Source organism: Thermicanus aegyptius DSM 12793, from assembly GCF_000510645.1.
GTDB classification, from domain to species: Bacteria; Bacillota; Bacilli; order Thermicanales; family Thermicanaceae; genus Thermicanus; species Thermicanus aegyptius.
The window spans coordinates 3,349,158-3,374,983 of sequence record NZ_KI783301.1 but is presented as its reverse complement, the minus strand read 5'-3'; the positions used below and the strand labels follow the sequence as shown (position 1 = coordinate 3,374,983).

Here is a 25,826-nt window from a genome sequence, read left to right as displayed (position 1 = left end):
GTGTCAACTCATATAAAAATGTTACCGAAGGATGACGGTTCACTCACGTAATTTTGTTACCCAGTGGAGGCTGTTACACAGCCTCCACTGGTCGCGCGGCGGAGGGAGACGTCACGGGTTGGGAAAGCATCGCTTCCAACTGATTGCGTAAGGCAAGCGGATCTTGGGAAGTCCGATACGCCTGTAACCGTTGGGTTTGTTCTGGTGTCAGCACGCCCGATTCGATTAACCGCTGAGCGGATGTTTTGGCCGTGTCGAATTTTTTCTTTACACGTGCCCCGCGGCGCTCCTTGCCGATCAGCTTGCGTGTGGGCAAACAGCCATTGAAGTACCGATCATGCAGAGCATAGATGGAGTTCAGCCACTCCACTTGTTCCGGGCGGTCATAGCGTTCGTAGCCGACCAGTTGGCGGACGAGAAAGCCGTTTTTCTGCTCCACGTGAGCATTGTCGTTTTTGCGATAAGGGCGGCTGCGCGTGAAACGAATGTTGTTCGAAGCGCAGAAGGTTTTCAAATGGGCGTTTAAAAACTCTTGGCCATTGTCACTGACGGGCATGGCCTCCTGGTAAGCCAATGGCCGTTTCCGTTTCGATTTCGCAGGCGTTAGCGCGGGAGGGTTCGTGAGAGCGCGTATGGCATGTTTACGATGGCAACCCAACATTTTTACGGCATTGTCCAGTATTGCAGATTTCTCATGACGCGTTTTTGCTCTCTTATATTGTTCAGCCAAGGCATGGATCACTTCACGTCGTGTTTTCATGGTTAGTTTCAAAACACATCCCTTCGGTAACATTTCGATGTGAGTGATCCAATCTCCTTTCGGTAACATTTTAACTGATTGATCGCGCACCCTTGAACTGAAAGCATTCTTGTGATATAATCCTTTCATGTGTCTGTATGTTACTCTGATTCCCAAGTTGAATCAGGGCGGAAAGAGGTGAGAAGCATGAAACAAGGAATTCATCCCCCTTACGAATTGGCTACGGTTACCTGCGCCTGCGGCAATACATTCCAGACCGGATCGGTGAAAAAGAACCTCAGAGTAGAAATTTGCTCCGAATGTCACCCCTTCTTCACAGGGAAGCAGAAATATGTGGATACCGGTGGCCGTGTGGATCGCTTTAAGAAAAAATATAATCTAAAATAAGCGTTGAAGGATTATGTTAGTTGAAGGATTATGTTAGGAGCGGAAATCGGAACCAAGATTTCCGCTTTCATTGTCTTCTGAAAGGATTTCGCTTTAGCGTTTATCATCGACTGTTCGCATCTTCCACCCTTGCCAGAAAGTGAATCCTGTCCGCTTTTGCCTTCGGGTTATACTACCCGTGAGGAGGTGGAATAGGTGCAGAAAAAATATTTTCTGCCAGCAGCGATTCTGGGTTTCGCCTTGGTTACCACAGCTTGCGCTCCTGCGACGAACAACCAGGGGATGGATCGAACGGGCAATACCCGAACCGGTTACACAGGTCCTAATACGGTGGCAACCAGAAATTATACCGGGACAACGGTAAACCGTTATAACGGGTATGGGGGATATACGGGAGTTGGGTACACAGGTTGGACAGGGTATACCCCCGGGATGACGGGATATACCGGTAACAACGGGTATAATGGATACACGGGGTACACCGGTTACACCCCACCACCGGGTGGGATAGGGTATACGGGATATAACCGGTATACGGCCCCTGGGCTTACCGGATATGATAACGCCTTAAACGGTGCCCAGAATATGAATCCGAATTATCGACCGACCAACCTTAATGCGGATGCGGACCGAATGGCGGATCTTGCGGCAACCGTCCGGGGAGTTGACTCTGCGAAGTCGATCATCGTGGGGCGTACGGCTTATGTAGGTTTAGATATTGCGGAAAACCTTCCTAACCGTACGGCGCCGGCCATTGAGACCGAAGTGTATCGGGTTTTATCCCGGGCGATGCCTTCCTATGATATCCGGGTTACCTCCGACAAAGGATTTCTCCGCCGCATCGGGTTTATCGATACCGGTTTGCGAAACACCGGGTACGACTATAACCGCTACCGCTCCGATCTGGACTACTTGAACCGGAACATGGTTCCCAATACGACAACCCGTCCCACCCGTTAGCTAACCCTCGATCCATTCTTCATAAGCCTCTCCTCAACACACAAGTCAGGTCATCTGCCTGACTTGTCTTTACATACGGGATTGAAAACAACATTAAGATGCTATATAATTACACAGTTATAGGTAGATACTTTTTCTAACAAAGATGGGGGGATCCGCGTGTTTGATCGGCTAGAAGCAGTTGTCGCCCGCTACGAAGGGATCAGCCAAATGTTGACCCAACCGGAGATCCTGGGAGATCCGAAGAAATTAGCCGAATTATCTAAGGAACAGTCTGACCTAGAAGATACGGTAAATACGTACCGCCAATATAAAGAAGTCGTACGCCAGCTCCAAGATGCCAAAGAAATGCTGAGAGAGCATCTCGATGAAGAAATGATGGAAATGGTAAAAGGAGAGATCGAAGAATTAAGTGGCGAAAAGGAGAAATTGGAAGGGGAACTTCGTCGGCTTCTCTTGCCGAAGGATCCCAATGATGCAAAGAATGTCATCGTGGAGATCCGTGGAGCGGCAGGGGGGGAAGAAGCTTCCCTCTTCGCGGCCAATCTTTTTCGTCTTTATACCCGCTACGCAGAGCGGAAACGGTGGAAGATTGAGGTGATCGACGCCAACTATACGGACTTGGGTGGAATTAAAGAAATCGTCTTTTCGATCACAGGAAAAGGGGCGTACAGTCGTCTCAAGTTTGAGAACGGCGCCCATCGGGTACAACGGGTCCCGGAAACGGAGTCGGGAGGGCGGATTCACACCTCTACGGCCACTGTAGCCGTTCTTCCGGAAGCGGAAGAAGTTGAGGTGGAGATTCAAGAAAAGGATATCCGTGTCGATATCTTCTGCTCCAGTGGACCGGGAGGACAATCGGTAAACACCACCCAATCCGCGGTTCGGATTACACATCTTCCCACCGGAATTGTGGTCTCCTGCCAGGATGAAAAATCCCAACATAAGAATAAAGAGAAGGCGATGAAGGTGCTCCGGGCCCGCCTTTATGAAAAATACCGGGAAGAAGCCGACGCGGAATATGCGAAAACCAGAAAACAGGCGGTGGGAACCGGTGATCGAAGTGAACGGATCCGCACCTATAATTTTCCCCAGAACCGGGTTACGGATCATCGGATCGGGCTTACCCTCCACCGCCTCGACCAGGTGATGGACGGGGATTTGGATGAGATCATTGATGCTTTAACGCTCCATTATCAGACCGCCGAACTGCAGAAGGTGGAATAAGTCCCATGGGGATGACCGCAAGGAAAGCCTACGAGGAAATTCTCCGAAACCTAAGGGAAAACCAAGTGGAAGGGGCGGAGAAAACGGCGGAATTGCTGCTCTCCCATGCCTTTGGTTGGGACAAAACCCGTTTCTTACTCGCCCTTTCCGATCCAAATCCGAATGTGGAATGGGGGCGGGTGGCTCCCCTTCTGGAGAGAAGGAAGAGAGGAGAGCCTCTTCAATATATCCTGGGAGAAGCGCCCTTTTATAAATATACTTTCCTCGTCACTCCCGATGTACTCATCCCGAGGCCCGAAACCGAGTTATTGGTAGAGGCGGCCCTTCGTTGGAGCGAAGAGACCGGGAAGGTGAACGAACCGCTCCGCCTGATCGATTTGGGAGTAGGGAGCGGCGCCATTTCCCTCACCCTCCTTCGGGAACGGCCCCGTTGGGAAGGGTGGGGAGTGGATCGATCCGAAAAAGCGTTGGAGGTATCCCGGAAAAACGCCGAGCGATTAGGGGTTGCGGAACGCTATCATCCGGTGTTGGCCGATATGCGGGAGATTTCAGGGAAGGGATTTCCCCCATTCCCTCTTCTGTTATCCAATCCTCCTTACATTCCCACCCGGGAGATTCCTTCCTTGCAAAAGGAGGTGAGGGATTACGAACCCCGTATCGCGTTGGATGGGGGCGAAGACGGACTCTTGTTTTACCGGGACATCTTCAGACAACTCCCGGATTTGCTTCTCCCGGAGGGAGTTGCCTTCTTTGAAGTGGGCATTCATGAAGGAAAAGAGACCGTTCGCCTGCTTCAAGAGATTCCTGGAATAAAGAGCGTAGAGCTTATCAAAGACTTTCAAGGGATCGACCGGATCGTAATCGCTTATCGTATATAGGGAATTGAATAGAATGATCGGTTTAACCTCTCTCCGTTCCGGGCATACTGTAGCCAGGAGAGGAGAGGGTTCGGGTGAAAAAATGGCTTTATCTTTTTGCATCCTTCGTGGTGCTCATCCTAAGCTGGGAAGAACAATTAGACGCCCAGGCGGTGATCCCTAAACAGTCGATTCGCCTTCGCATTCTGGCGAACAGCGATGATCCGATCGATCAATGGATCAAGAGAAAAGTGCGGGATGCGGTGATTGATAAAGTAAACGGCATGGCAGAAACCCTTGCGGTGGAGAACTTTAACCAGGCCAAGGAAACGATTCGCCGTCACCTCCCCGAGATTGAGGGAGCGGTGCAGGATACCCTAGATCGCTATGGCTTTTCGTATTCCTTTGATGTCTTCCTCGGGAAAGTCCCCTTTCCATCCAAGGTGTATGGGGGACATGTATACCCGGCAGGGACCTATGAAGCCCTTCGGATTACCCTGGGAAAAGGGGAAGGGCAGAATTGGTGGTGTGTCCTCTTTCCTCCCCTATGCTTTGTAGACGTAACCACAGAAAAATTGGAGCAAAAGGCAAAGGCCGCCGAAGGGAATAGGGAGGCCGGTGGGAAAGGGGAAGAGAAGCCCCGCGTGGTATACGCCTCCTTTTTCTGGGAATGGATTTCGAAATTATTGGATTGGCTCTTTTCATAGGATCATGCAGCCCCCCATGAACGGGGGTTTTTTCATCCCGCTCCTATTGCAGTATGAGGAAGAGATAAGATATAATGTCCTCTATAAAAATACAGTTGTTCATTATGAATAGATGGGAGTGGGAGCATGACCAAGGGAGAAAAGGTAAAAATCGGTCTGATGGGACTGGGAACGGTTGGTACAGGGGTTGTCCGCCTTCTTCGGGCCCATGAAGCAGAGCTCATGGCCCAAACGGGAATGAGATTGGAGATTGCCCGAATTTTGGTGAAGCATCCGGAGAAAGAACGTTCCATCTATGTTCCACCTCATCTCTTGACGGCAGACCCCGAAGAGCTTTTGGAAGATGAGAGCATCCATGTGATTGTGGAAGTGATTGGAGGCATCGAACCGACTCGGACTTATATCGAAAAAGCCCTAAAGAAAGGAAAGCATGTGGTAACGGCGAATAAAGACCTGATGGCCTTATACGGGGCGGAGCTTTTGAAATTGGCGGCAGAGAAGAACTGTGATCTCTTCTACGAGGCGAGCGTCGCCGGTGGGATTCCCATCATTCGCACACTGGTGGAGAGTTTTACGGCCGACCGGATTACGAAGATCATGGGGATCGTAAATGGAACCACCAATTATATTTTAAGCAAGATGACAGAAGAGGGAATATCCTATGAAGAAGCCCTCTCTGAAGCGAAGGCATTAGGCTATGCGGAGGCGGACCCCACCAATGATGTGGAGGGGTATGATGCCGCCCGCAAAATGGCCATTTTGGCCACTTTAGGATTTCATGTGGGGATCCACCTGGAGGATGTGGCGGTAGAGGGAATTACCCATGTGGAGAAAACGGACATCAACTACGCCGACGCCTTGGGCTATGTGATTAAACTCCTTGGGGTTGCCGAGCGGGAGGAGGAGCTGACCGAAGTAAGCGTCCAGCCTACCTTGGTACCGAAGAGCCATCCTTTGGCCAGCGTCAGCGATTCCTATAATGCCGTCTATGTCTACGGAGAGGCTGTCGGGGAGACTATGTTTTATGGGAAAGGGGCGGGTGAACTGCCTACCGCCACCGCCGTTGTAGCCGATCTGGTGGCTGTGGTGAAAAACATGAAGCTGGGAGTGAACGGGAGAGAGCAAGTGTTCCCTTACCACAAGAAGAAGATGAAGGAGGAAGATCAGATTTTCACCCGCTTCTATTTTCGATTTACGGTAAAGGACCAGGCCGGGGTGCTGGCCAAGATCACCAATATCCTCTCCCAGTCGGAAGTAAGCATCGCCCAAATCGCCCAATACCCGAACCAAGAGACCCAGGAAGCGGAAATCTTGATCGTCACCCACCACGCCTCAAAGAAACAGGTAAATCAGGCGATTCAAACCATCGGCGGGATGGAGGAAGTAAAAAAAGCCCACTCCTTATTCCGGGTTTTAAAAGTGTAGGGGAGGGTTGAATTCTTCCCGGCCAGGAATAGAATGGGAGATAGGGAACCAGTATAAGCATAAGGAGCGACAGAAGATGGAAACCAAACAATGGCTCCTCCCCCCCGATGAGGTTCGTCCATCCCACCCCTTCCTGATCGAAGCGGCCAAACTCCTCCGTCAAGGGGAAGTGGTGGCTTTCCCTACGGAAACCGTCTACGGATTGGGGGCGGATGCCTATTCAGACCAGGCCGTGGCGAAGATCTATGCGGCGAAAGGGAGGCCCTCCGATAACCCCCTCATCCTTCACTTTTATGATCCGGGGCAGGTAAAGGAAGTAGTTACCCACCTTCCCCCGCTGGCTGAGGAACTCTTTCGCCGGTTTTCCCCAGGTCCCCTCACCCTTATTCTCCCGAATAACGGCAGGGCTTCTTCCTTGGCGACCGCAGGACTTTCCACCGTAGCGGTACGGATCCCGAATCATCCTGTCGCGTTAGCCCTCCTGCGGGAAGTGGGACGGCCTCTCGCCGCTCCCAGCGCCAATCGATCCGGGAAGCCCAGTCCCACCAAGGCAGCCCATGTCCTTGCCGATTTAGAGGGAAGGATCGCAGGTATCATTGACGGAGGAGAGACGGGGATCGGCTTGGAATCAACGGTTTTAGACATTACCCTCTCTCCTCCCCAGATTTTACGACCCGGGGGGATAACCAAAGAATCCCTGGAGGAGGTTATAGGAGAGGTTGTCGTAGACCCTGCCTTAAATCAAAGCAACGCTCCCCCAAAAGCACCGGGGTTAAAATATCCCCACTACGCGCCCCGCGCTCCTCTCACCTTGGTTGCCGATCTCAATCCCTCCCGCCGTAGATGGAAAATGGCGGCGCAGGCGGCAGAGCTGATCCGCGATGGAAAGAGGGTAGGCATCTTAACCACGGACGAGGATGTTCCCTATTTTGAAGAACATTTGCCCGGGGAACCTGGGAATCATTGGGTCATTCTCTCCCTGGGGGAAAGAGGGAATCTGGATGGAATTGCCCAACACCTTTATGATACTTTACGATCTTTTGATCCTTTAGATGTGGATGAAATCATCGGGGAGAGCTTTCCTAAGGGTGGAATCGGAGCCGCCATCATGAACCGCCTGAGTAAAGCGGCCGGGAGGATTCTTCCCTAATGGGTGGGGCCCACGGGAATCTCTTGGATTCGTGCGGCAGATCACCCGAAAGCGTGGCTCTTCCCCAGCGTCCCGCCGGCTTTAGGCAAGTGGCGTTTCAATCTTTTTGGAACATACACGGCATGAGATGGACATCCCCTGCATAGGTTTGTAAGAGAACCGGCAGGAGGGTGACGATGGAGATCTTATTGGGGAAACTGGTGACGATCAATATGTTAGCTTTGGCTGTAGGGATGGATGCTTTTTCCCTGGGTGTGGGAATCGGCATGACGGGAGTAAAAGTGCGTCAATTCCTACGTATCGGCTTTCTCATCGGCTTGCTCCATGTTTTGATGCCTCTTATTGGAATGGGGATCGGCAATCTCCTTTCCCGTGTCATCGGGGGTGTTGCCCACGCAGCGGGGGGAGCCGTTTTAATCTTCATCGGCGCTCAAATGTTCTTTTCCTCTTGGCTTAAAACGGAGAGCCGTCTTCCCCTCCTCCCTGCCGGCTGGCTAGGGACCTTTCTTCTCGCATTGGGGGTGAGTCTCGACGCCCTTTCCATCGGTCTCTCCCTGGGGCTTTTCTCCGTCCATTCCTGGGTCATGCTCGGTTTCTTCGGGCTGTGGGGAGGACTTCTTCCATTGGGAGGGATTTTCCTCGGCCGGCAGATGGTCCGCAATAACAGCTGGATGGGGGAATACGGCGAGCGAATGGGTGGAATTATCATGATTCTTTTGGGAATAAAGCTGATGTTCTAAACTTTCTCGGTTGGAACAACCTTCGGATGGATCGATCCGAAACGTTTAACCTATGGTCAGGAAAACTGCGCAGCCGAAAGGAGTAATAGGCGACCATTCCCGGAATGTTGAAGGGAACCTGAGCCTGAATGACATGAAGGTACTTTTTGTGTGCACCGGAAACACTTGTCGAAGCCCGATGGCCGAAGCGTTGCTCCGCCATCTGGTTGGAGATGAAATGGAAGTCAAATCCGCGGGAATCTTAGCATTCGAAGGAAGTCCCGCCTCTCCTCATGCGATTCAAGTGATGGAAGAGAGGGGCATCGAGCTTAACCATACGGCTCGCCAGATCGACGAACCCCTCATGTCCTGGGCGGATCTCATCCTTACCATGACGATTGGGCACAAGCGATCCCTTCAGAACCATTTCCCTCAATATACCGACAAAGTTTTTACGCTAAAGGAGTATGCCCACTCCCTCTCACAGGATGGCTCGATCTCTCCGGATTCCCCTCTGGATATTGATGACCCTTTTGGCGGCGACGTAGAGCAATATCGGAAGGCTGCGCAGGATATAGAAGAGGCATTAAAAAAATGGTTGGAAAATAGAAAATGAGGCAGGATTTCGTCTAAGAATCTCGAATTCGTACGATGGGAACAGGACAATGCCGTGATGAAGAGGGAGTGTGGGCCGCGAAGCGATGCACGCTAAAGACAAGTCAAAGTTCGGGAGGGGTTGTTAAGGGTGAGAAATAAAACAGGAGGAACCAGGCGACAAGGTGTAGAGACCATCCGTTTCGGGCTAAAAAAGAAATTGGTTTTTGGGATCATTATCCTCTCTATGATCACATATGGGACAAGCTTTTTTTGTATTTTTGTTTTAAAGGATCTCTTTTTTGCCCAAGTTCCGCCCCTTCTTTTCACCGGAATTGTTCTTCTCTTGGGCGTCCTATGGATGGGGATTCTGGGATATATTGCGGCCATCTATTTGGTCAAACCCCTGAAGAAATTTGAAGAACAGTTGCAGAAAATCTCCGGGGGAGACCTAACGGTCGAGGTACAAGTGGGCCGATCAAGGGATGAGGTGGGCGCCTTGGCAGCCGCCATTAAGAGGATGATTGGCGAACTAAGGCAGATCATGGAAGAGATCTATGCCCATTTTGAACATACGGATCAGGGAGTTGCGAAGCTTAAGGAGACGACGCGTGAAGCGGCCTCCCATGCGGAAGCGATTGCGGTTACGGTGGAGAGGATTGCAGGAGGGGTGGAACAGGGGGAACGGGCACTCAAAGTGGCTTCGGAAGGGCTGCAGTCTCTCTACGATACATCCCGAAGGGTAAATCAACACGCGGAGCGGACCAAGGAGTTGTCGCACAAGATGGACAAGGAGCTGAAGGATTCCCTGGAGGAGGCAAAATCCTTGACGAAGGGGATCTATAAACTGCGCGAGCAGAATGAAGACGCGATCCGGTCCGTTCAAGAACTGGAAAATCATGCGGCAGAAATCGGTCAGATCTCCAGAGTGGTCGGCGAGATCGCGGAACAGACCAATTTGTTGGCTCTAAATGCTTCCATTGAGGCGGCCCGTGCGGGAGAAAACGGCAGGGGATTCGCGGTTGTTGCCGAAGAGGTGCGGAAATTGGCGGACCAAAGCGCCAAAGCGGTGATGTCGATTAATGAACGGATTGAGAGGATGCAAGAACAGGTTCGTCTCGTGGTGAAGAAGATCTCTGATCAAGTTGAACTGGCCAAGGACGAATCGAAGAAAGCGGAAACTACCTCCGAATCCTTGAATAAGATTTCCGATTCGATTAATACGGCCGTAGCCTCGGTGGATGAGATTGCTCTCCTCGTTCAAGATGAATTTAAGGGCATGGATCGGATAAAAAAAGAAACGGAACAGCTGGCGGCCATGTCTGTAGAAATGACGGAGGGCGGAAAACAGGTGGCTGCGGTTACCCAGGAGCAAAGCGCATCGATGGAAGAAATCGCAAAGTTTGCCGATCAGCTTACAAGGAAAACGGAAGAGTTGAGGAAGAAACTATCTTTTTTCAAGCTTTAGGCTAATAACATTTTTTCCGTCCCGCCGGCATCATCTGGGTCGTTGGGACCAGGGAGGAGAACCCTTTGAACAAAGGGTCCCTGGCTACCCCTTACAAACATAGTGACTCCGGTTGTATGGCCACTGGGGTCTTTTTCTTTCCGGTGGATACGATATAATAGGGGTGATCGTGAAGATCTGTGGGAACAAGCGACAAAGCGGCAAAACTTCAGAAAAGAAAAGAGGGATATCAGGAATGCGCATCGCCATTGCCGCCGACCATGGTGGGTATGAGCTGAAAGAATTGATCAAAAAGATGATCGTGGAAGAATTGGGCATGGAAGTGGAGGATTTTGGTTGTCAAGGGCTTGAATCGGTCGACTATCCCGACTATGCCCTCCCTGTGGCCGAGAAAGTGGCGGCGGGTGAATTTGACCGGGGCATCCTGATCTGCGGGACAGGGATCGGCATGAGCATCGCCGCCAATAAAGTGAAAGGGATTCGGGCTGCTCTCGTCCATGACCTCTACTCGGCCAAAGTCACTCGGGAGCATAATGATTCCAACGTCCTCACCATGGGAGGACGAATTATCGGCCCTGAAATTGCCCGGGAAATCACGAAAATCTGGCTTACGTCCGAATTTACGGGAGGCAGGCATTCCCGCCGTCTAGATAAGATCGCGGCCATGGAGGAGAAATACTGCGGAGAGTGAGGGATCCCGGGATCAATTTCATGGAAAGATGATCTGAGAGAACGATTTCTCCCCTAAGGAAGAGGATCGGGGAAGGTTCCATATGAATTGAACCGATTTGAGAAAGGAAGTTTTTGGCGTGACCTACGATCTGCTGCAGTTGAAAGGAGATCTGAAAGAAGCATTGGAAACCCTCCTCGCCAAGAAGCCCCTCTCCCAAAAAGAGATTTTGGTGGTCGGGGCGAGCACCAGCGAGGTACAAGGCATTCATATCGGGAAGGGAAGCAATGGGGAAATCGCGAAGTGCCTTTATGAAGCCATTGCCGAGGTTCGGGAAAAATGGGGGTTTCATCTCGCCTTTCAGTGCTGTGAGCACTTAAACCGGGCTTTGGTCGTAGAACGGAAGACGATGGAAGAGTTTCACCTAGAAGAAGTTACGGTAGTTCCTGTTCTCCAGGCCGGAGGGGCGATGGCAGCGTATGCTTATTCCCGTTTTAAGGATCCGGTTTGTGTCGAAAAGATTGAGGCCCATGCCGGCATAGACATTGGGGACACCTTTATCGGCATGCATCTAAAACCGGTAGCCGTTCCCTTGCGCCCGCCCGTCCGGCAGTTGGGAAGCGCCCATCTTACCATGGCTTATACCCGGCCGAAGCTGATCGGCGGGGAACGGGCGGTTTACCGTAGGGACGCATCTCCAAGAGGGGATTCAGGGCAAGAGGAGAAACCGGAAGGCGGGATCTCATGTTAGGGGAAACATCCCTCTGATGATTCATAAAAAGATCGGTGAAGAAGAAGGTAGGAGGAGACCAAATGGAAGAATTGTTAAAGCATGACCCGCAGGTGGCAGAGGCGCTTCAGTTGGAGTTAAACCGGCAGCGGGAGAAGATTGAGCTGATCGCATCTGAGAACTTCGTAAGCCAGGCGGTTTTGGAAGCGATGGGGACGGTACTCACCAATAAATACGCGGAAGGCTACCCCGGGAAGCGGTACTATGGTGGTTGCGAATATGTGGATATCGTGGAGAACTTGGCCAGGGACCGGGTGAAGGAGCTCTTCGGGGCAGAACACGCCAATGTCCAACCCCATTCGGGAGCCCAGGCGAATATGGCGGTCTATCATGCCATCCTGAAGCCGGGAGATACCGTCCTGGGGATGAACCTGGCCCACGGCGGGCACCTGACCCATGGGAGTCCCGTCAATTTTTCAGGTCTCCTCTATCGGTTTGTTCCTTATGGGGTAGACCCGGAGAGCCACCTTATTCAATATGAAGAAGTACGCCGCCTTGCCTTAGAACATCGGCCAAAATTAATCGTTGCCGGTGCCAGCGCCTATCCCCGCATCATCGACTTTCAGAAATTAAAAGAGATTGCCGATGAGGTGGGCGCTTACCTAATGGTAGATATGGCGCATATCGCCGGCCTTGTGGCCAAAGGAGTCCACCCAAGCCCTGTTCCCTATGCCGATTTTGTCACCTCTACCACCCATAAAACCCTTCGGGGGCCCCGGGGAGGCCTCATCTTGACCAAAGAAGAGCATGCCAAGGCCATCGACAAATCGATCTTCCCGGGGATTCAAGGCGGTCCTTTGATGCATGTCATCGCGGCAAAAGCGGTTGCCTTTGGAGAAGCCCTCACCGATGAGTTTGCCGCCTATACCCGCCGAATCGTGGCGAACGCGAAACGTTTGGCGGATGCCTTAAAGGAGAAAGGCTTCACCCTCATTTCCGGAGGGACGGACAACCATCTCATCCTTATTGATGTACGAAACACCGGACTAACGGGGAAAGCGGCGGAAAAACTCCTGGATGAGGTGGGCGTTACCACGAACAAGAATGCCATCCCCTATGATCCGGAAAGCCCCTTTGTCACGAGCGGCATTCGCATCGGCACCCCTGCCGTAACGACCCGGGGGATGGATGAAGAGGCGATGGAGGAGATCGCCCAAATCTTCTCCCTCGTCTTGCAACACCCAGGGGACGAAGGAAAAAAGGAGGAGGCCCGCCGCCTTGTCCGGAGCTTGACGGAGCGCTTTCCTCTCTATCCGGGGCTTCATTACACTCGGTAACGAAAAAAAGCCTGTTCTTATCATGGGCAGGCTTTTTTCATTTTCCGCCGTACATCTGAACTTTTCCGCAAGATTCTTTTCTCCCCTGTCGAAAATTCTGTTATAATGGACGAGATGAATAAACCGGACCGGGAGGGCAGCCCATGGCAAAAGTGCATGTGATGGATCACCCTTTGATCCAACATAAACTATCTTACATAAGGGATAAAAATACGGGAACGAAGGAGTTCAGAGAGTTAATCGACGAAGTGGCCATGCTGATGGCCTATGAGATTACCCGTGAACTTCCCCTCGAAGAAATTGAGGTGGAAACTCCCGTTGCTACATGCAGAACCAAAGTGATTAGCGGGAAAAAACTGGGCCTCATCCCCATCTTGCGAGCGGGGCTCGGCATGGTGGATGGGATGTTGAAACTGATTCCTACGGCGAAAGTGGGGCATATCGGCCTGTATCGGGATCCGGATACCCTGCAGCCGGTGGAATATTATGTAAAACTTCCCACCGATATTGCCGAACGGGACCTGATCGTGATCGATCCCATGCTGGCCACGGGCGGTTCGGCTTCAGCCGCCATCAAGGCGCTTAAAGAGCGGGGGGGCAAAAACATCAAGCTGATGTGCCTGATCGCAGCGCCGGAAGGAATCGCCCGTTTGGATAAGGATCATCCGGACGTAGACATCTATGTGGCCGCCGTTGACGAACACCTGAATGACCATGGCTACATTGTTCCGGGATTAGGGGATGCTGGGGACCGCCTCTTCGGCACGAAGTAAGGATAGACAAGGAGTAAGGAGAAAATCGTATGCGGAGAATCCTAGTCATTTTCGGTACCCGACCAGAGGCGATTAAAATGGCCCCTCTGGTGAAGGCGTTGGAAGAGAAGAAGGAATGGTTTGAAACGTATGTAGCCGTTACTGCCCAACATCGCGAGATGTTGGATCAGGTCCTGGAAATTTTTAAGATTCATCCCCAATTTGATTTAAACATCATGAAAGAGCGGCAGACGCTGACGGATATTACCATCCATGCCTTAAAGGGATTGGAAAAGGTCATTGAAGAGGTTCATCCGGACCTGGTCCTCGTCCATGGAGATACCACCACCACCTTCGCCGGTTCTTTGGCCGCTTATTACCATCAGGTGGCGGTCGGACATGTGGAGGCGGGACTTAGAACCTATAACAAATATTCCCCTTATCCGGAAGAGATGAACCGGCAGCTTACAGGAGTCATGGCGGATCTCCACTTCGCCCCCACCGAAACGGCGGCAGAGGCGCTTTTGAAAGAGAATAAGCCGGAGGAACGGATTTTCATCACCGGGAATACGGTGATTGATGCCTTAAAAACCACCGTGAGGGACGACTTTCAATTTCCCGTCCTGGAAACCTTGGGTGAGGGGGAACGCCTTCTCCTCATGACGGCTCATCGGAGAGAAAACCTGGGGGAACCGATGAAAGGCATTTTTCGGGCGGTTCGACGCATCATCGAGGAATTCCCGGATATACACTTGGTTTACCCTGTCCATCTCAATCCCCTCGTCCAGGAAGCGGCCCAAGCCTATTTAGGGAATCATCCCCGCATTCACCTCATCCCCCCCCTGGATGCCATCGAATTCCAAAATTTGATGGCCCGCTCCCATCTCATTCTCACCGATTCGGGAGGGGTGCAGGAGGAAGCGCCGGCGTTAGGGAAACCGGTCATCGTCCTTCGGGATACGACGGAGCGGCCGGAGGGGATAAAAGCGGGGACCTTACTTTTGGCCGGGACGAAAGAAGAGGAGGTTTATCGCCAGACCCGGAAGCTTTTGACCGACGAGGAAGCATACCGAACGATGGCGAAGGCGGTGAATCCCTACGGGGACGGGAGGGCATCGGAACGGATTACCCGGGCGATCGCCTATTCCTTTGGATTGGTCCAAACACCTCCCCAGCCCTTTCATCCTTCTTCCCATTAAAGTACATTCGTTCACAGGTTCTCCCCATTACGATTCCCATCTGCTGGGGGCATGTCCCCTCCGCAGATCACCCCGGGACAAACGGTTCGGTTTAAGATTTCGGCAATCTTTCAATAGATGCGGCGACTTTAAGAGAGAGGGAAATTCCCTCTTTTTCTATTTTAATTTAAATAAATCCTGAAACTTTTGCCTGCCTGATTCGTCCTATTATGATAGAGTTACAGTTTGCAGGGGAACAAGAGAAAAAAATTGGAAGATAGGAGAGGAAAAAGGAATGCAACGCAGCAAACAGAGGAGGAGACTTGTCTCCGGCATGGGGACGTTGTTCCTCATCTTGTCATTGATGCTATCAAACGCAGGATACGTCTTCGCGGCAGATGGAGCTCAGGCAGGAAACGGATCGCTAACCCTCCTTTCCTCCACCCAGATCGGAGAGGGAACCATCCTTAAAGTCTATCAAAAGGGGGTAAATGGGGTTACCCAGAAGCTATATGTAACGGAAATCGATTTGAACAACCCCTATGTGAAGGTGGCTCCCATTTATGGGAAAGGGGGAACCATCGGGAAACAGCCGCTTAGCAAAATGGCGGATGAGAATGGGGCGGTGGCCGCCATTAACGCCAATTTCTTCAATTTATCGCGTTACCCTGCCCCGTTCGCCATGGAGTTAAAGGATGGAGAACTGATTACCTCCCAATCTGTCCTTTATGGATGGCAAGATTTTGCCATCACCCCGGACAAGACCGCCATCATCGAGCCCCTTGGATTTACAGGCCAGGTGATGATGGCCGACGGTTCCACATTTCCCATCTTCAACTTGAACAAGGAGATTCACAACACCCACCAGGGTCCAAGCCACACCAACCGCATCAATCTCTACACACCTCGATGGGGAACCACCTCTTTAGGGAAAAAGGTGGGGACTCCCGTCGTCGAAGTGGTCGTCTCGGAGGGTGTGATTCGAGAGATTCGGCAAAACCAGGACGGCGTTCCCATCCCGGCCGATGGATTTATTCTGACCGCACAGGGAACCATGGCTCAGTCCCTTCTCCCCCATCTCCGGGTAGGCGATCCCATTCAAGTAGATTATCAAGTTACACCGATCGATAAACAGGTGGAGCAAGCCATTGGCGCCCATGCGCTCTTGGTAGATCAAGGCCATGCCGTTCCTATTCCCGATACCACCCGTTTTGACGGGATGGATTCCTACCGGGCCCGTTCCGCCGTGGGGATTAGCCAAGATGGAAAGAAAGTATATTTCGTCACCCTGGAGAAAACCAATGGAAGTGACGGGCTCTCTTTAGCTGCCTTCTCCCAGGTTTTGGCGAGCTTGGGCATCTGGAAAGCGGCTAACCTGGATGGAGGGGGTTCCTCTACCATGGTGGCTCGTCTTCCCGGAGATGAAAAGGTGACGCTGATCAATAAGCCGGAAGGAGGGACGGAGCGTTCCATCCCCGACGGCATCGCCGTCTTTAACGAAGCGCCTCCGGGGCAACTTGCAGGCCTCATCCTGAGCGGCTCAACCAACCTCCTCATCGGCAATAAAACGAGCTACTTACTCAAAGGGTATGATGAACATATTCTGCCCTTTGCCGTAGACAGGGCGGCGGTAGAATGGCACCTCTCCAATCCGGAGATTGGCCATTTTGAACAAGATGCTTTTGTGGCCGACAAGAGCGGCCGGACGGAAGTCTGGGCCAGCCTCTATGGGGTAGAATCAAACCGACTTACGGTGACGGTTTTTGGTGGAGAGGACCTGAGCAAAATTGAAGTGATCCCCAATGCAGTGAACCTGCCCTTAGGCGGGGAACAGAGCTTCACCATGAAGGCGACGATCAAAAGCGGGCTTACCTTTACGGTCTCCGGCGATCAGATCTTGTGGGAGATCAAAAACCTGGATGGGACGATGGAGGGGCTCACCTATAAAGCGGGCAGCACACCCGGCGCAGGTACGCTGATCGGGCGATTGGACGGCTTCTCCTTCTCGGTACCCATCACACAGGGGAGCTTCTCCCGCTTCCATCATTCCCTGGAAGGACTGAAGGGGATCGCGTTTGATCCCTATCCGGATCATGTAAAGGGAACCTTTAAAGAGGTGAGCGGAGCAAGCGGTGCTCCCGTCTTTAGGGGAGATACTTCTCTTCAATTATCGTACCAATTTACGGAAAACCAGGTGACGGACTCCGACCAATATCAGGATAACATCGAGGCGGCTTACGGCGATTTGAACGATCCTTCCCTTACCCTGCCGGGGAATCCCATGGGGTTTGGCGTTTGGGTCTACGGAGATAACAGCAGGTATTGGCTGAGGTCACAGGTGACCGATGCGAACGGAAAGACCTATCTCATCACCTTGGCCGATCAAGTGAACTGGACCGGATGGAAATATGTGGAGGGTTATTTCCCTCCGACCGTGAAATATCCGGTGAGAGTGAAGAGCCTTTACCTCGTCGATTATCCCGATATAACGGACCGACCTTTAACAGGCACCATCTACTTCGACACCTTAAGCGCCCTGTATCCTTACACATCGTCCGAGAACATCTCCACGGCGCCCATCACCTATGAGAAAGGGAAAACGGACGGGCTGTCCGTCAAGCTTGGAAGTATTCTACTCACGGGCAAGGAGGGGTTCGATAAATTGGGAAAGGTAACGATCACCCCCTTTGATACCGGAAAAGAAAATCTCTCCGTCCCAGGGTATAACCCGTATGAAGCGGGATTTACCTTAGATGCCGTCTTTCCTGCAAACGGGAAACTCCCCGTCACATTAACCCAGGAAAAAGATCGGGATGTAGTCCTACTCCACTGGTCGGAGGCGAAGAAAGGATGGGTAGAGATTCACGGAACCTATAGCAAGGAGAAGAATTGGAGCTTTACTTTAACGGAGCCCGGGCGTTACCTGCCGATCGAGAAGCGTTGGCCGCGTTTTACCGACGTGAAGGGGAACCGGGCTGAAACTGCGATCCTCGTGTTGGCCGAAAAGGGATTGATCCAAGGAATGACGCCGACCGAGTATCGGCCGAACGACGGACTAACCCGCGCCCAGTTTGTTACCCTTCTCTATCGCTTGATGGAAAAGACCAATTCCAATGCTCTACCCACCGGAACCACGAAGGAAGCTTCATCCTTTAAGGATCCTTTGCCCGAATGGGCGAAAGCAGGCATCACCGCCGCTCAAACACTCAAATTGGTGGAAGGATACCCGGATCAAACGTTTCGCCCCAACGTGGGGTTAAACCGGGAGCAGCTCGCCGTCATCCTGGATCGAACCATGACCCAACTGAAGATTACTCCGTCGGGAAAAGGGGAGGCCGTCAAGTTAACGGATGAGAAGAACATTCCCTCCTGGGCGAAGAAAAGTGCGGCAAAAGTCGCCCAATACCAGCTTCTTCCTGTGGAGAAAGGCGCATTTAACCCCAAAAAGGCGGTAACCCGGGCAGAAGCTGCGGAAGCCTTTTACCTACTTTATACCTGGATGGAGGGGAAATAGCTCAATGTGTTATACTTATGACGAATAAGGTTATCTTTTTTTGAATGGATGAGACAAAATAAAGGAAAAAAATGAAACTCCGTTTCAATCATTGACAACCCTATCACAATTAGTGTACGATATCGTAGGAATCGTACAGGAAGGGGTACCGTAGGAGGCTTTGCTTTGGATCCGTTCGTGATCGGGGTGGATGAGATGACTGATAACCCGGGGGATCAGAACCCTTTTAGGGCCATGGCCATCGTAGGGGTATTGGGAGCTGATTTGGCGATCCCGACTGTTGCCGGCTATTTTGCCGGCACATGGTTCGATGGGAGAGTAGGAACTAGCCCCCTTTTTCTTGTATTAGGAATTCTCTTAGGGATTGCGAGCGGAATCTTTATGGTGATCAAGCACGTCGCCTACTTCATGCCGGAAAAGCCTAAGAAATGACCGAACTTTCCCATTGATCCGGGGCCATAAGTCAAATGATGATGGATGGCGCCGGATCTCATGGAGGGAAAGGGGTGGAAAAATCCTTAAGAAGAAAGGGGGGAAGTATGCGTTGGAACATGGAGCGCCCATTGTAGAGTTTCTCGGACTTCATTACAATCTCTCCACCGTCATGATGAGTATCATCGCTTCGATTCTTGTCCTGATTTTTGCCATTGGAGGGGCACGGATGGCCACATCCGGCGTGCCGGGGATGTGGCAGAATCTGGTGGAGTGGGTGATTGATTTTACGAGGGGAATTATTGGCAGCACGATGGATTTGAAGACGGGAGAACGCTATTTAACCCTAGCGACGGGTCTCATTCTCTTTGTCTTTATCTCCAATATGCTGGGCCTTCCGTTTGCACTGATCATCGACCATAACCTCTGGTGGAAGTCGCCCACCGCCGATCCCCATGTGACCCTCGCGCTGGCGGTTCTGGTCATGTTGGTGGCCCACTATTCGGGAATTCGCCACAATGGGATGGGAGGCTATCTGAAAAGTTATTTTCAACCGATGTGGTGGCTCTTCCCGATTACCTTCATTGAGCAATTCTCCAATACGCTCACACACGGCATGCGTCTATTCGGTAACATCTACGCAGGAGAAGTATTGCTTTCGCTTCTTTCCGGAGCAGCCAAAGTTGGGGTGATTGCGGTTTTGGGGGCAGCCATCCCCTTAATGGTATGGCAAGCCTTTAGCATCTTTGTCGGGGCGATTCAATCCTTCATCTTCGTTACACTCGCGATGGTCTACATTTCTCACAAGGTGGTTCACCACGAATAAACGGATTTAGGATTTATAGGGGAATTCCCTTATAAATAAATACTTGAAATTTGATCTTATCAATGGAAAATGAAAAAAATCCTTAAAGGAGGACAAGCAAACAATGACTTTAGGAGGATTAGCAGCAGCCATTGCCGTAGGTTTGGCCGCATTGGGGGCCGGTATTGGTAACGGATTAATCATCAGCCGGACCATTGAGGGGATGGCCCGTCAGCCAGAATACCGTGGAACGCTTCAGACGACCATGTTCATCGGCGTAGGTCTCGTCGAGGCGATTCCGATTATTGCGGTCGTTATTGCCTTTATGGTCTTTGGCCGATAAAAATTGGGAGGCAGAAAGCTCTCTTATCATGCTGATGATCGGGTAAGGGAGCGCTTCCGTTTACTTTTTGGCATTTACAAAACACCTGGCTCCCTCGAGATCGGGGGGGATTTTCTTATGTGACTGGTTTTATTTCTCCTGAAAGGAGTGACGGGGAATTGTTCCTGAGCGCAGAAGCGGAAGCGACACAAGCGGATATCTATATTTTCGGCCTGCCGGTAGAACTGGGGACCTTTTTATTGCAATTGGTGATTTTTATCCTTCTCCTCTTCCTTTTGCGCCGGTATGCCCTTAAGCCCCTCCTCACGATGATGCAGAAAAGGCAGGAACACATCGAGCATCAGCTAAAGGAAGCGGAACAGCACCGGATGGAGGCGGAAAAGCTTCTCCGTGATCAGGAGGCCGCGTTGGAAGCCTCCAGGAAGGAAGCGGCGGAGATTTTGCAGCGGGCGAAGACGATGAGTGATAAAGAAGCCGCCAAGCTGCTGGAAGAGGCCAGAAACGAAGCGGCGCGCCTAAGAGAACAAGCCTTGAGCGAAATCGCCCGGGAGCGGGAAAATGCCATCGCCTCCCTCCGTGAGGAAGTGGCCCGCCTATCGGTCGCCATCGCCGGTCGTCTAATCGAAAAAGAGTTGGATGAAAAGGCAAACCGGAATTTGATTGACCAATACATGAAACAGGTGGGAGGATTGCAATGAGCAAACTCTCCCTCGCCAGACCCTATGCGAAGGCCCTTTTCCTGGCTGCACAGGAAAAAAAGATCTTAGGCCCGATTCGGGAAGGGTTCTCCCGCTTTATTCTGCGATTGGAGGAAGAGCCGGATGCGAGGCGACTCCTTGCCCATCCCCAGGTGACGCTGGAGGATAAGAAGAGGATTATCCTATCGCTGGCGGGAGACGCCCATCCCTACCTGAAAAATTTTCTTTCCATCATGGTGGATAACGGCAGAGAGACCCTTTTTAAGACCGTTTATGAATCCTTCCTCCGCTTGGTGGACGAGAAAGAAGGATGGGTGGAAGCGGTGATCACGACCGCCAAGCCGCTTTCCAAGGAAGAAGAGCAGAAAATCATTTCTCTCTTCCAAGAGAAGACGGGAAAAACCATTCGAGCAAAGACGAGAACCGATGAAGCCCTCTTGGGAGGGGTCGTGGTCCGCATCGGAGATACGCTTTACGACGGGAGTATCCGCACGCAATTGGTTAAATTAAAAGAACGTTTTCTGGAAAAAAGAGCCTAAGCAAGGGGTGATACGATGAGCACCATAAAGCCGGATGAGATTAGCCTGATCTTAAAACAACAGATTGAAAAATACCGCTCGGAGCTTGATGTTTCCGAGGTGGGAACGATTATCCAGGTCGGGGATGGGATTGCGCTGATCCACGGGTTGGAAAAGGCGATGGCCGGAGAGCTTCTGGAATTTCCCGGCGGCGTAATGGGAATGGTGCAAAACCTGAATGAAGACAGCGTGGGAGCGGTCATCATGGGACCCTACCAGGAGATCCGGGAAGGCGATCAGGTAAAACGGACCGGACGGATCATGGAAGTTCCTGTAGGAGAAGCTCTTTTAGGGCGGGTGGTTAACCCGCTCGGTCAGCCGGTGGATGGGCGAGGTCCCATCGAAGCCACCCAGTTTAACCCGGTCGAAAGGCGGGCCCCCGGTGTGATCGAGAGAAAATCGGTGCATGAGCCGATGTTGACAGGGATCAAAGCGATTGACTCCATGATTCCCATCGGCCGGGGCCAGCGGGAGCTGATCATCGGAGACCGTAAGACAGGGAAGACCGCGATTGCCGTAGATGCCATCATAAACCAGAAAGGGCAAAATATGATCTGCATCTATGTGGCCATCGGGCAGAAAGAGTCGACGGTTGCCGGAGTGGTGGAAACCCTTCGCAAGTACGGGGCGATGGATTATACCATCGTGGTAACCGCCAGCGCTTCCCAACCGGCTCCGCTTCTCTACCTGGCTCCTTATGCCGGTGTCGCCATGGCCGAATACTTTATGCATAAGGGTCAACACGTCTTAATCATTTACGATGATTTAAGCAAACAAGCGGCGGCCTATCGGGAACTCTCCCTTCTTCTCCGCCGTCCTCCAGGGCGTGAAGCTTTTCCAGGGGATGTATTTTACCTCCACTCCCGCCTCCTTGAGCGGGCGGCCAAACTCTCCGATGAATTGGGAGGAGGCTCCATCACGGCGCTTCCCTTTATCGAGACCCAGGCCGGCGATATTTCCGCCTATATTCCAACCAACGTCATTTCCATCACCGACGGGCAAATCTTCCTGGAAGCGGATCTTTTCTATTCCGGCCAGCGTCCTGCCGTAAACGTAGGTCTTTCCGTCTCCCGTGTGGGAGGATCGGCACAGATCAAAGCGATGCGCAAAGTGGCCGGAACCCTGCGCCTGGAGCTTTCCCAATATCGGGAACTGCAAGCTTTCGCCCAGTTCGGCTCCGATTTGGATAAAGCAACCTTAGCCCGTTTGACTCGTGGGGAGCGTTTAACAGAGCTTTTAAAACAGGATCAGTATCAGCCGATGCCGGTGGAAAAGCAGGTCATCTCCCTCTTTGCCGGAACACGGGGATTCCTAGACGATATTCCGTTGGAAGATGTTCGCCGTTTCGAAAAAGAACTCTTAAGTTACTTTGAAACAGAACATCAAGATCTATTAGACGAGATCCGCACCACGGGGCAGTTGCCCGATGAAGAGAAATTAACCCAAGCGGTGGAAACCTTCAAAAAAGGTTTTGCCGTGAGTAAATCGTAGTGAAGAGCCCGGGAAGAAGGGGGTGGTAAAATGGCAAGAGGACTGCGTGAACTTCGAGCGCGCATCCGCAGCAACAAGAATATCCGCCAGATCACCAAGGCGATGGAGATGGTCTCTGCCTCTCGGTTTCGCAGGGCACAGGAGAGGGCTGAGCATTCCAAACCCTATGCGGAGAAGATCCGGGAGGTGATCATGAGGATCGCATCGGGGACAGAAGGTGTTACGCATCCCATGCTGGAAAGGCGTCCCGTTAAGAAAACCGGTTATCTTCTGATCACTGCGGATCGAGGCTTGGCCGGTGGGTATAATGCCAACCTGATACGGGTTTTGCAGCGGGAGCTTAAGGAGAAACATGCGGGCAAAGAGGAATACTTTCTCCTTACCGTAGGAAGAAAAGGGAGAGATTTCTTCGGAAAAAGGGGATATCCCATCCTGGAAGAGACCGTAGGGTTATCCGATTTCCCCACGTTTTCCGATACGAAGAGGATTGTGCAACAGGCGGTCCGCTATTTTGAAGACGGGACCTACGATGAGCTTTACCTGGTCTACAACCAGTTCGTCAACGCAATGACACAGCGGCCCAGGATGGTGCGCTTGCTTCCTTTGATCGTAAGCGGGGAAGAGAAGGGGCAGGGTGAAGCGGAGGTTCAATATGAGTATGAACCCTCTCCCGAAGCGGTTCTCTCCGAATTGCTCCCCCGCTATGCGGAGACCCTCATTTTTAGCGCCATCCTGGAAGCAAAGGCAGGAGAGCATGCGGCCCGGATGACGGCGATGAAGAGTGCCACCGATAACGCCACCGAGCTGATCGACCATTATACCCTGCAGCTAAACCGAGCGCGGCAAGCAGCCATTACCCAAGAGATTTCCGAAATCGTAGCCGGGGCAAACGCTCTGTAACAAATAAACGAGGAAAGAAGCGTAAAGAGATTGGAGGTTAGAGAATGAGCACAGGACGCGTTCTTCAGGTGATGGGTCCGGTCGTAGATGTTCTCTTCGAGGATGGGAAACTGCCTGAAATCTATAATGCGATCACCATTAACCATAAAGCCGCAAAGAAAGGGGAAGTGGATATCCACCTCACCCTGGAAGTCTCCAACCATTTGGGAGATAATGTGGTGCGCTGCATTGCCATGGCATCCACCGATGGTCTCGTGCGGGGTATGGAAGCGGTTGATACAGGAAGTCCCATTTCCGTCCCTGTGGGCCCTAAGGCATTAGGACGAATGTTTAACGTTTTAGGTGAGCCCATTGATGAAAAGCCCCAGGTGGAAGGAGCGGAGTTCCATCCGATCCATCGTCAAGCCCCTGCTTTTGAAGATCTATCGACTGCGGATGAGATCCTGGAAACAGGGATCAAAGTAATTGACCTGTTGGCCCCCTATGCGAAAGGGGGAAAAATCGGTCTCTTCGGCGGAGCAGGAGTAGGGAAGACGGTGTTGATCCAAGAGATGATTAACAACATCGCCCTACAACATGGGGGTTATTCCATGTTTGCCGGCGTTGGCGAACGGACCCGGGAAGGGAACGATCTGTATCACGAAATGATTGAAGCAGGGGTTATGGATAAGACCGTGATGGTCTTTGGTCAAATGAATGAGCCGCCGGGTGCACGTCTTCGTGTGGCCCTTTCCGCTTTAACCATGGCGGAGTACTTCCGGGATGAAGAAGGCAGAGACGTCCTTCTTTTCATCGATAATATCTTCCGCTTCACCCAGGCCGGTTCCGAAGTTTCCGCCCTCTTGGGACGAATGCCTTCGGCCGTAGGATATCAACCCACCTTAGCCACAGAGATGGGTGCCTTGCAGGAGCGCATCGTATCCACGAAGAAGGGATCCATCACTTCCATTCAAGCGATTTACGTCCCTGCCGACGACTATACGGACCCGGCGCCTGCCACCACGTTTGCCCATTTGGATGCGACCACCAACTTGGACCGGAAGGTTTTTGAGAAGGCTATTTTCCCGGCGGTGGATCCTTTGGCCTCCACCTCACGCCTCCTCGACCCCAACATCGTAGGGGAAGAACACTATCAGGTAGCCCGGGGTGTGCAGAGGATTCTACAGCGATATAAAGAGCTTCAGGATATTATCGCCATCTTAGGAATGGATGAACTTTCCGATGAGGATAAGCTGGTTGTCCACCGGGCTCGCCGTATTGAACGCTTCCTCTCTCAACCCATGTTCGTCGCACAACGCTTTACCGGGTTAGAAGGGAAATATGTCCCCGTCAAAGAGACGGTCCGCAGCTTTAAAGAAATTCTGGAAGGGAAGCACGATGATTTGCCGGAGGCGGCCTTTTACATGGTGGGCACGATCGAAGAAGCGGTGGAAAAGGCGAAGACCCTCTAGGTCGTACGCCGATAGGAGGAAAGAAGATGACTCCATATCTGTTGGAAATCGTAACTCCGGAACGCCTCGTCTTTTCCGGGCAGGTCACCTTTGTCAGTGTTATGGCGGCTGAGGGCGCGATGGGAATCGCCGCTCACCATATGCCCTTGGTCACCACCCTCCAGATCGCACCCGTAAAGATTCAATTTCCCGATGCGAAAGAAGAATTGGTAGCGGTAAGCGGCGGATTCATAGAGATTCACGGAACCAAAGTTACAATCCTTGCAGAGACGGCTGAGTTGCCCGAAGAAATTGATATTGATCGAGCTTTCCGTGCGAAGGAGAGAGCGGAACAACGCCTCGCAGACAGGAGCGAATACGACTTTAAGCGGGCGGAGTTGGCCCTTCGAAGGGCATTAACCCGGATTGAGGTGGGCCGTTCCCGGGAGTAGCGACGACTTACGCCACGTTGATGTTTTAAAAAAAGTGCACAAAACCATACATCCCGTTCCCCTATGATGGTGGATCGGGATGTTTTTTTGTTTAAAATTAGGGATCGGCTTATTCGACCATACGCTTTTGAGACGGTCCCTTTTCTATCTTCATCTTTTCTCGTTCTATCGTCATCTTTTCTCGTGTTTCAGGAGAGTTATCTGACTTTTGTTCCACTCTTCACAATCTCTGCAGAGAATGATAAAATTGTGGCGAGGGTGT

At 51.8% G+C, this 25,826-nt stretch carries 26 protein-coding genes; 25 read left to right on the top strand and 1 reads right to left on the bottom strand.

Features of this window, described 5'->3' with window-relative positions:
• Nucleotides 1-73 precede the first annotated feature (73 nt).
• Nucleotides 74-772 carry a hypothetical protein gene (locus THEAE_RS0117905; protein ID WP_245605589.1) on the bottom strand — a complete coding sequence of 233 codons (699 nt, stop codon included), beginning with the start codon at nt 770-772 and terminating at the stop codon, nt 74-76.
• A gap of 174 nt (nt 773-946) precedes the next feature.
• On the opposite strand from THEAE_RS0117905, the gene rpmE reads away from it, so the two are divergent.
• From rpmE to THEAE_RS0117775, 25 genes are all read left to right on the top strand, one after another.
• A complete protein-coding gene (gene rpmE, locus THEAE_RS0117900; protein ID WP_005584924.1) occupies nt 947-1,147 on the top strand; it encodes a 50S ribosomal protein L31 in 201 nt (66 codons plus the stop codon).
• A 195-nt stretch (nt 1,148-1,342) separates the two neighbouring features.
• Nucleotides 1,343-2,107: a YhcN/YlaJ family sporulation lipoprotein gene (locus THEAE_RS22290; RefSeq protein WP_052330150.1), complete on the top strand. Its 765-nt coding sequence runs from the start codon at nt 1,343-1,345 to the stop codon at nt 2,105-2,107.
• A gap of 159 nt (nt 2,108-2,266) precedes the next feature.
• On the top strand, nt 2,267-3,334 hold the full coding sequence (gene prfA / locus THEAE_RS0117885; protein ID WP_028988371.1) for a peptide chain release factor 1: 1,068 nt from the start codon (nt 2,267-2,269) through the stop codon (nt 3,332-3,334).
• Between the two features lie 5 nt (nt 3,335-3,339).
• Nucleotides 3,340-4,212: a peptide chain release factor N(5)-glutamine methyltransferase gene (prmC, locus tag THEAE_RS21670; protein WP_039944545.1), complete on the top strand. Its 873-nt coding sequence runs from the start codon at nt 3,340-3,342 to the stop codon at nt 4,210-4,212.
• 74 nt (nt 4,213-4,286) lie between these two features.
• Nucleotides 4,287-4,898, top strand: coding sequence for a stage II sporulation protein R (spoIIR, locus tag THEAE_RS0117875; RefSeq protein WP_028988370.1), 612 nt, complete (start codon nt 4,287-4,289; stop codon nt 4,896-4,898).
• A 126-nt stretch (nt 4,899-5,024) separates the two neighbouring features.
• A complete protein-coding gene (locus THEAE_RS0117870) occupies nt 5,025-6,323 on the top strand; it encodes a homoserine dehydrogenase (protein ID WP_028988369.1) in 1,299 nt (432 codons plus the stop codon).
• 76 nt (nt 6,324-6,399) lie between these two features.
• A complete protein-coding gene (locus tag THEAE_RS0117865; protein WP_028988368.1) occupies nt 6,400-7,473 on the top strand; it encodes an L-threonylcarbamoyladenylate synthase in 1,074 nt (357 codons plus the stop codon).
• A gap of 176 nt (nt 7,474-7,649) precedes the next feature.
• Nucleotides 7,650-8,213, top strand: a complete 564-nt coding sequence (locus THEAE_RS0117860) for a manganese efflux pump MntP (protein ID WP_028988367.1) — start codon at nt 7,650-7,652, stop codon at nt 8,211-8,213.
• A 148-nt stretch (nt 8,214-8,361) separates the two neighbouring features.
• A complete protein-coding gene (locus tag THEAE_RS0117855) occupies nt 8,362-8,808 on the top strand; it encodes a low molecular weight protein arginine phosphatase (RefSeq protein ID WP_342665765.1) in 447 nt (148 codons plus the stop codon).
• Nucleotides 8,809-8,937: 129 nt separating this feature from the next.
• Nucleotides 8,938-10,254, top strand: a complete 1,317-nt coding sequence (locus THEAE_RS0117850) for a methyl-accepting chemotaxis protein (protein ID WP_052330148.1) — start codon at nt 8,938-8,940, stop codon at nt 10,252-10,254.
• A 235-nt stretch (nt 10,255-10,489) separates the two neighbouring features.
• Nucleotides 10,490-10,945, top strand: a complete 456-nt coding sequence (gene rpiB / locus THEAE_RS0117845) for a ribose 5-phosphate isomerase B (RefSeq protein WP_005584910.1) — start codon at nt 10,490-10,492, stop codon at nt 10,943-10,945.
• A gap of 118 nt (nt 10,946-11,063) precedes the next feature.
• On the top strand, nt 11,064-11,675 hold the full coding sequence (locus THEAE_RS0117840) for a TIGR01440 family protein (RefSeq protein ID WP_028988364.1): 612 nt from the start codon (nt 11,064-11,066) through the stop codon (nt 11,673-11,675).
• Nucleotides 11,676-11,737: 62 nt separating this feature from the next.
• Nucleotides 11,738-12,991, top strand: coding sequence for a serine hydroxymethyltransferase (locus tag THEAE_RS0117835; protein ID WP_028988363.1), 1,254 nt, complete (start codon nt 11,738-11,740; stop codon nt 12,989-12,991).
• A 143-nt stretch (nt 12,992-13,134) separates the two neighbouring features.
• Nucleotides 13,135-13,764, top strand: a complete 630-nt coding sequence (upp, locus tag THEAE_RS0117830) for a uracil phosphoribosyltransferase (RefSeq protein ID WP_005584908.1) — start codon at nt 13,135-13,137, stop codon at nt 13,762-13,764.
• Between the two features lie 29 nt (nt 13,765-13,793).
• Nucleotides 13,794-14,942, top strand: coding sequence for a non-hydrolyzing UDP-N-acetylglucosamine 2-epimerase (gene wecB, locus THEAE_RS0117825; protein WP_028988362.1), 1,149 nt, complete (start codon nt 13,794-13,796; stop codon nt 14,940-14,942).
• 274 nt (nt 14,943-15,216) lie between these two features.
• On the top strand, nt 15,217-18,435 hold the full coding sequence (locus THEAE_RS0117820; RefSeq protein WP_028988361.1) for a phosphodiester glycosidase family protein: 3,219 nt from the start codon (nt 15,217-15,219) through the stop codon (nt 18,433-18,435).
• 165 nt (nt 18,436-18,600) lie between these two features.
• The gene (locus THEAE_RS0117815) at nt 18,601-18,867 is read left to right on the top strand and encodes an AtpZ/AtpI family protein (protein WP_005584904.1); all 267 of its coding nucleotides are present in this window, start codon (nt 18,601-18,603) and stop codon (nt 18,865-18,867) included.
• A gap of 112 nt (nt 18,868-18,979) precedes the next feature.
• Nucleotides 18,980-19,693, top strand: coding sequence for a F0F1 ATP synthase subunit A (atpB, locus tag THEAE_RS0117810; RefSeq protein WP_028988359.1), 714 nt, complete (start codon nt 18,980-18,982; stop codon nt 19,691-19,693).
• 103 nt (nt 19,694-19,796) lie between these two features.
• Complete coding sequence (gene atpE, locus THEAE_RS0117805; protein ID WP_005584903.1) at nt 19,797-20,015, top strand: F0F1 ATP synthase subunit C; 219 nt, start codon at nt 19,797-19,799, stop codon at nt 20,013-20,015.
• Between the two features lie 119 nt (nt 20,016-20,134).
• Nucleotides 20,135-20,713, top strand: coding sequence for a F0F1 ATP synthase subunit B (gene atpF / locus THEAE_RS0117800; RefSeq protein WP_156920664.1), 579 nt, complete (start codon nt 20,135-20,137; stop codon nt 20,711-20,713).
• The gene (atpH, locus tag THEAE_RS0117795) at nt 20,710-21,252 is read left to right on the top strand and encodes an ATP synthase F1 subunit delta (protein ID WP_005584900.1); all 543 of its coding nucleotides are present in this window, start codon (nt 20,710-20,712) and stop codon (nt 21,250-21,252) included. Before atpF ends, atpH begins: the two co-directional genes overlap by 4 nt.
• Nucleotides 21,253-21,267: 15 nt before the next feature.
• Nucleotides 21,268-22,782 (top strand): F0F1 ATP synthase subunit alpha, encoded by a 1,515-nt coding sequence (gene atpA / locus THEAE_RS0117790; protein ID WP_005584898.1) that lies wholly within the window; start codon nt 21,268-21,270, stop codon nt 22,780-22,782.
• Nucleotides 22,783-22,812: 30 nt separating this feature from the next.
• A complete protein-coding gene (gene atpG / locus THEAE_RS0117785) occupies nt 22,813-23,682 on the top strand; it encodes an ATP synthase F1 subunit gamma (protein WP_028988357.1) in 870 nt (289 codons plus the stop codon).
• Between the two features lie 44 nt (nt 23,683-23,726).
• Nucleotides 23,727-25,133: a F0F1 ATP synthase subunit beta gene (atpD, locus tag THEAE_RS0117780; RefSeq protein ID WP_028988356.1), complete on the top strand. Its 1,407-nt coding sequence runs from the start codon at nt 23,727-23,729 to the stop codon at nt 25,131-25,133.
• 26 nt (nt 25,134-25,159) lie between these two features.
• Nucleotides 25,160-25,564, top strand: coding sequence for a F0F1 ATP synthase subunit epsilon (locus THEAE_RS0117775; RefSeq protein WP_005584895.1), 405 nt, complete (start codon nt 25,160-25,162; stop codon nt 25,562-25,564).
• The last annotated feature ends 262 nt before the right edge of the window (nt 25,565-25,826 follow it).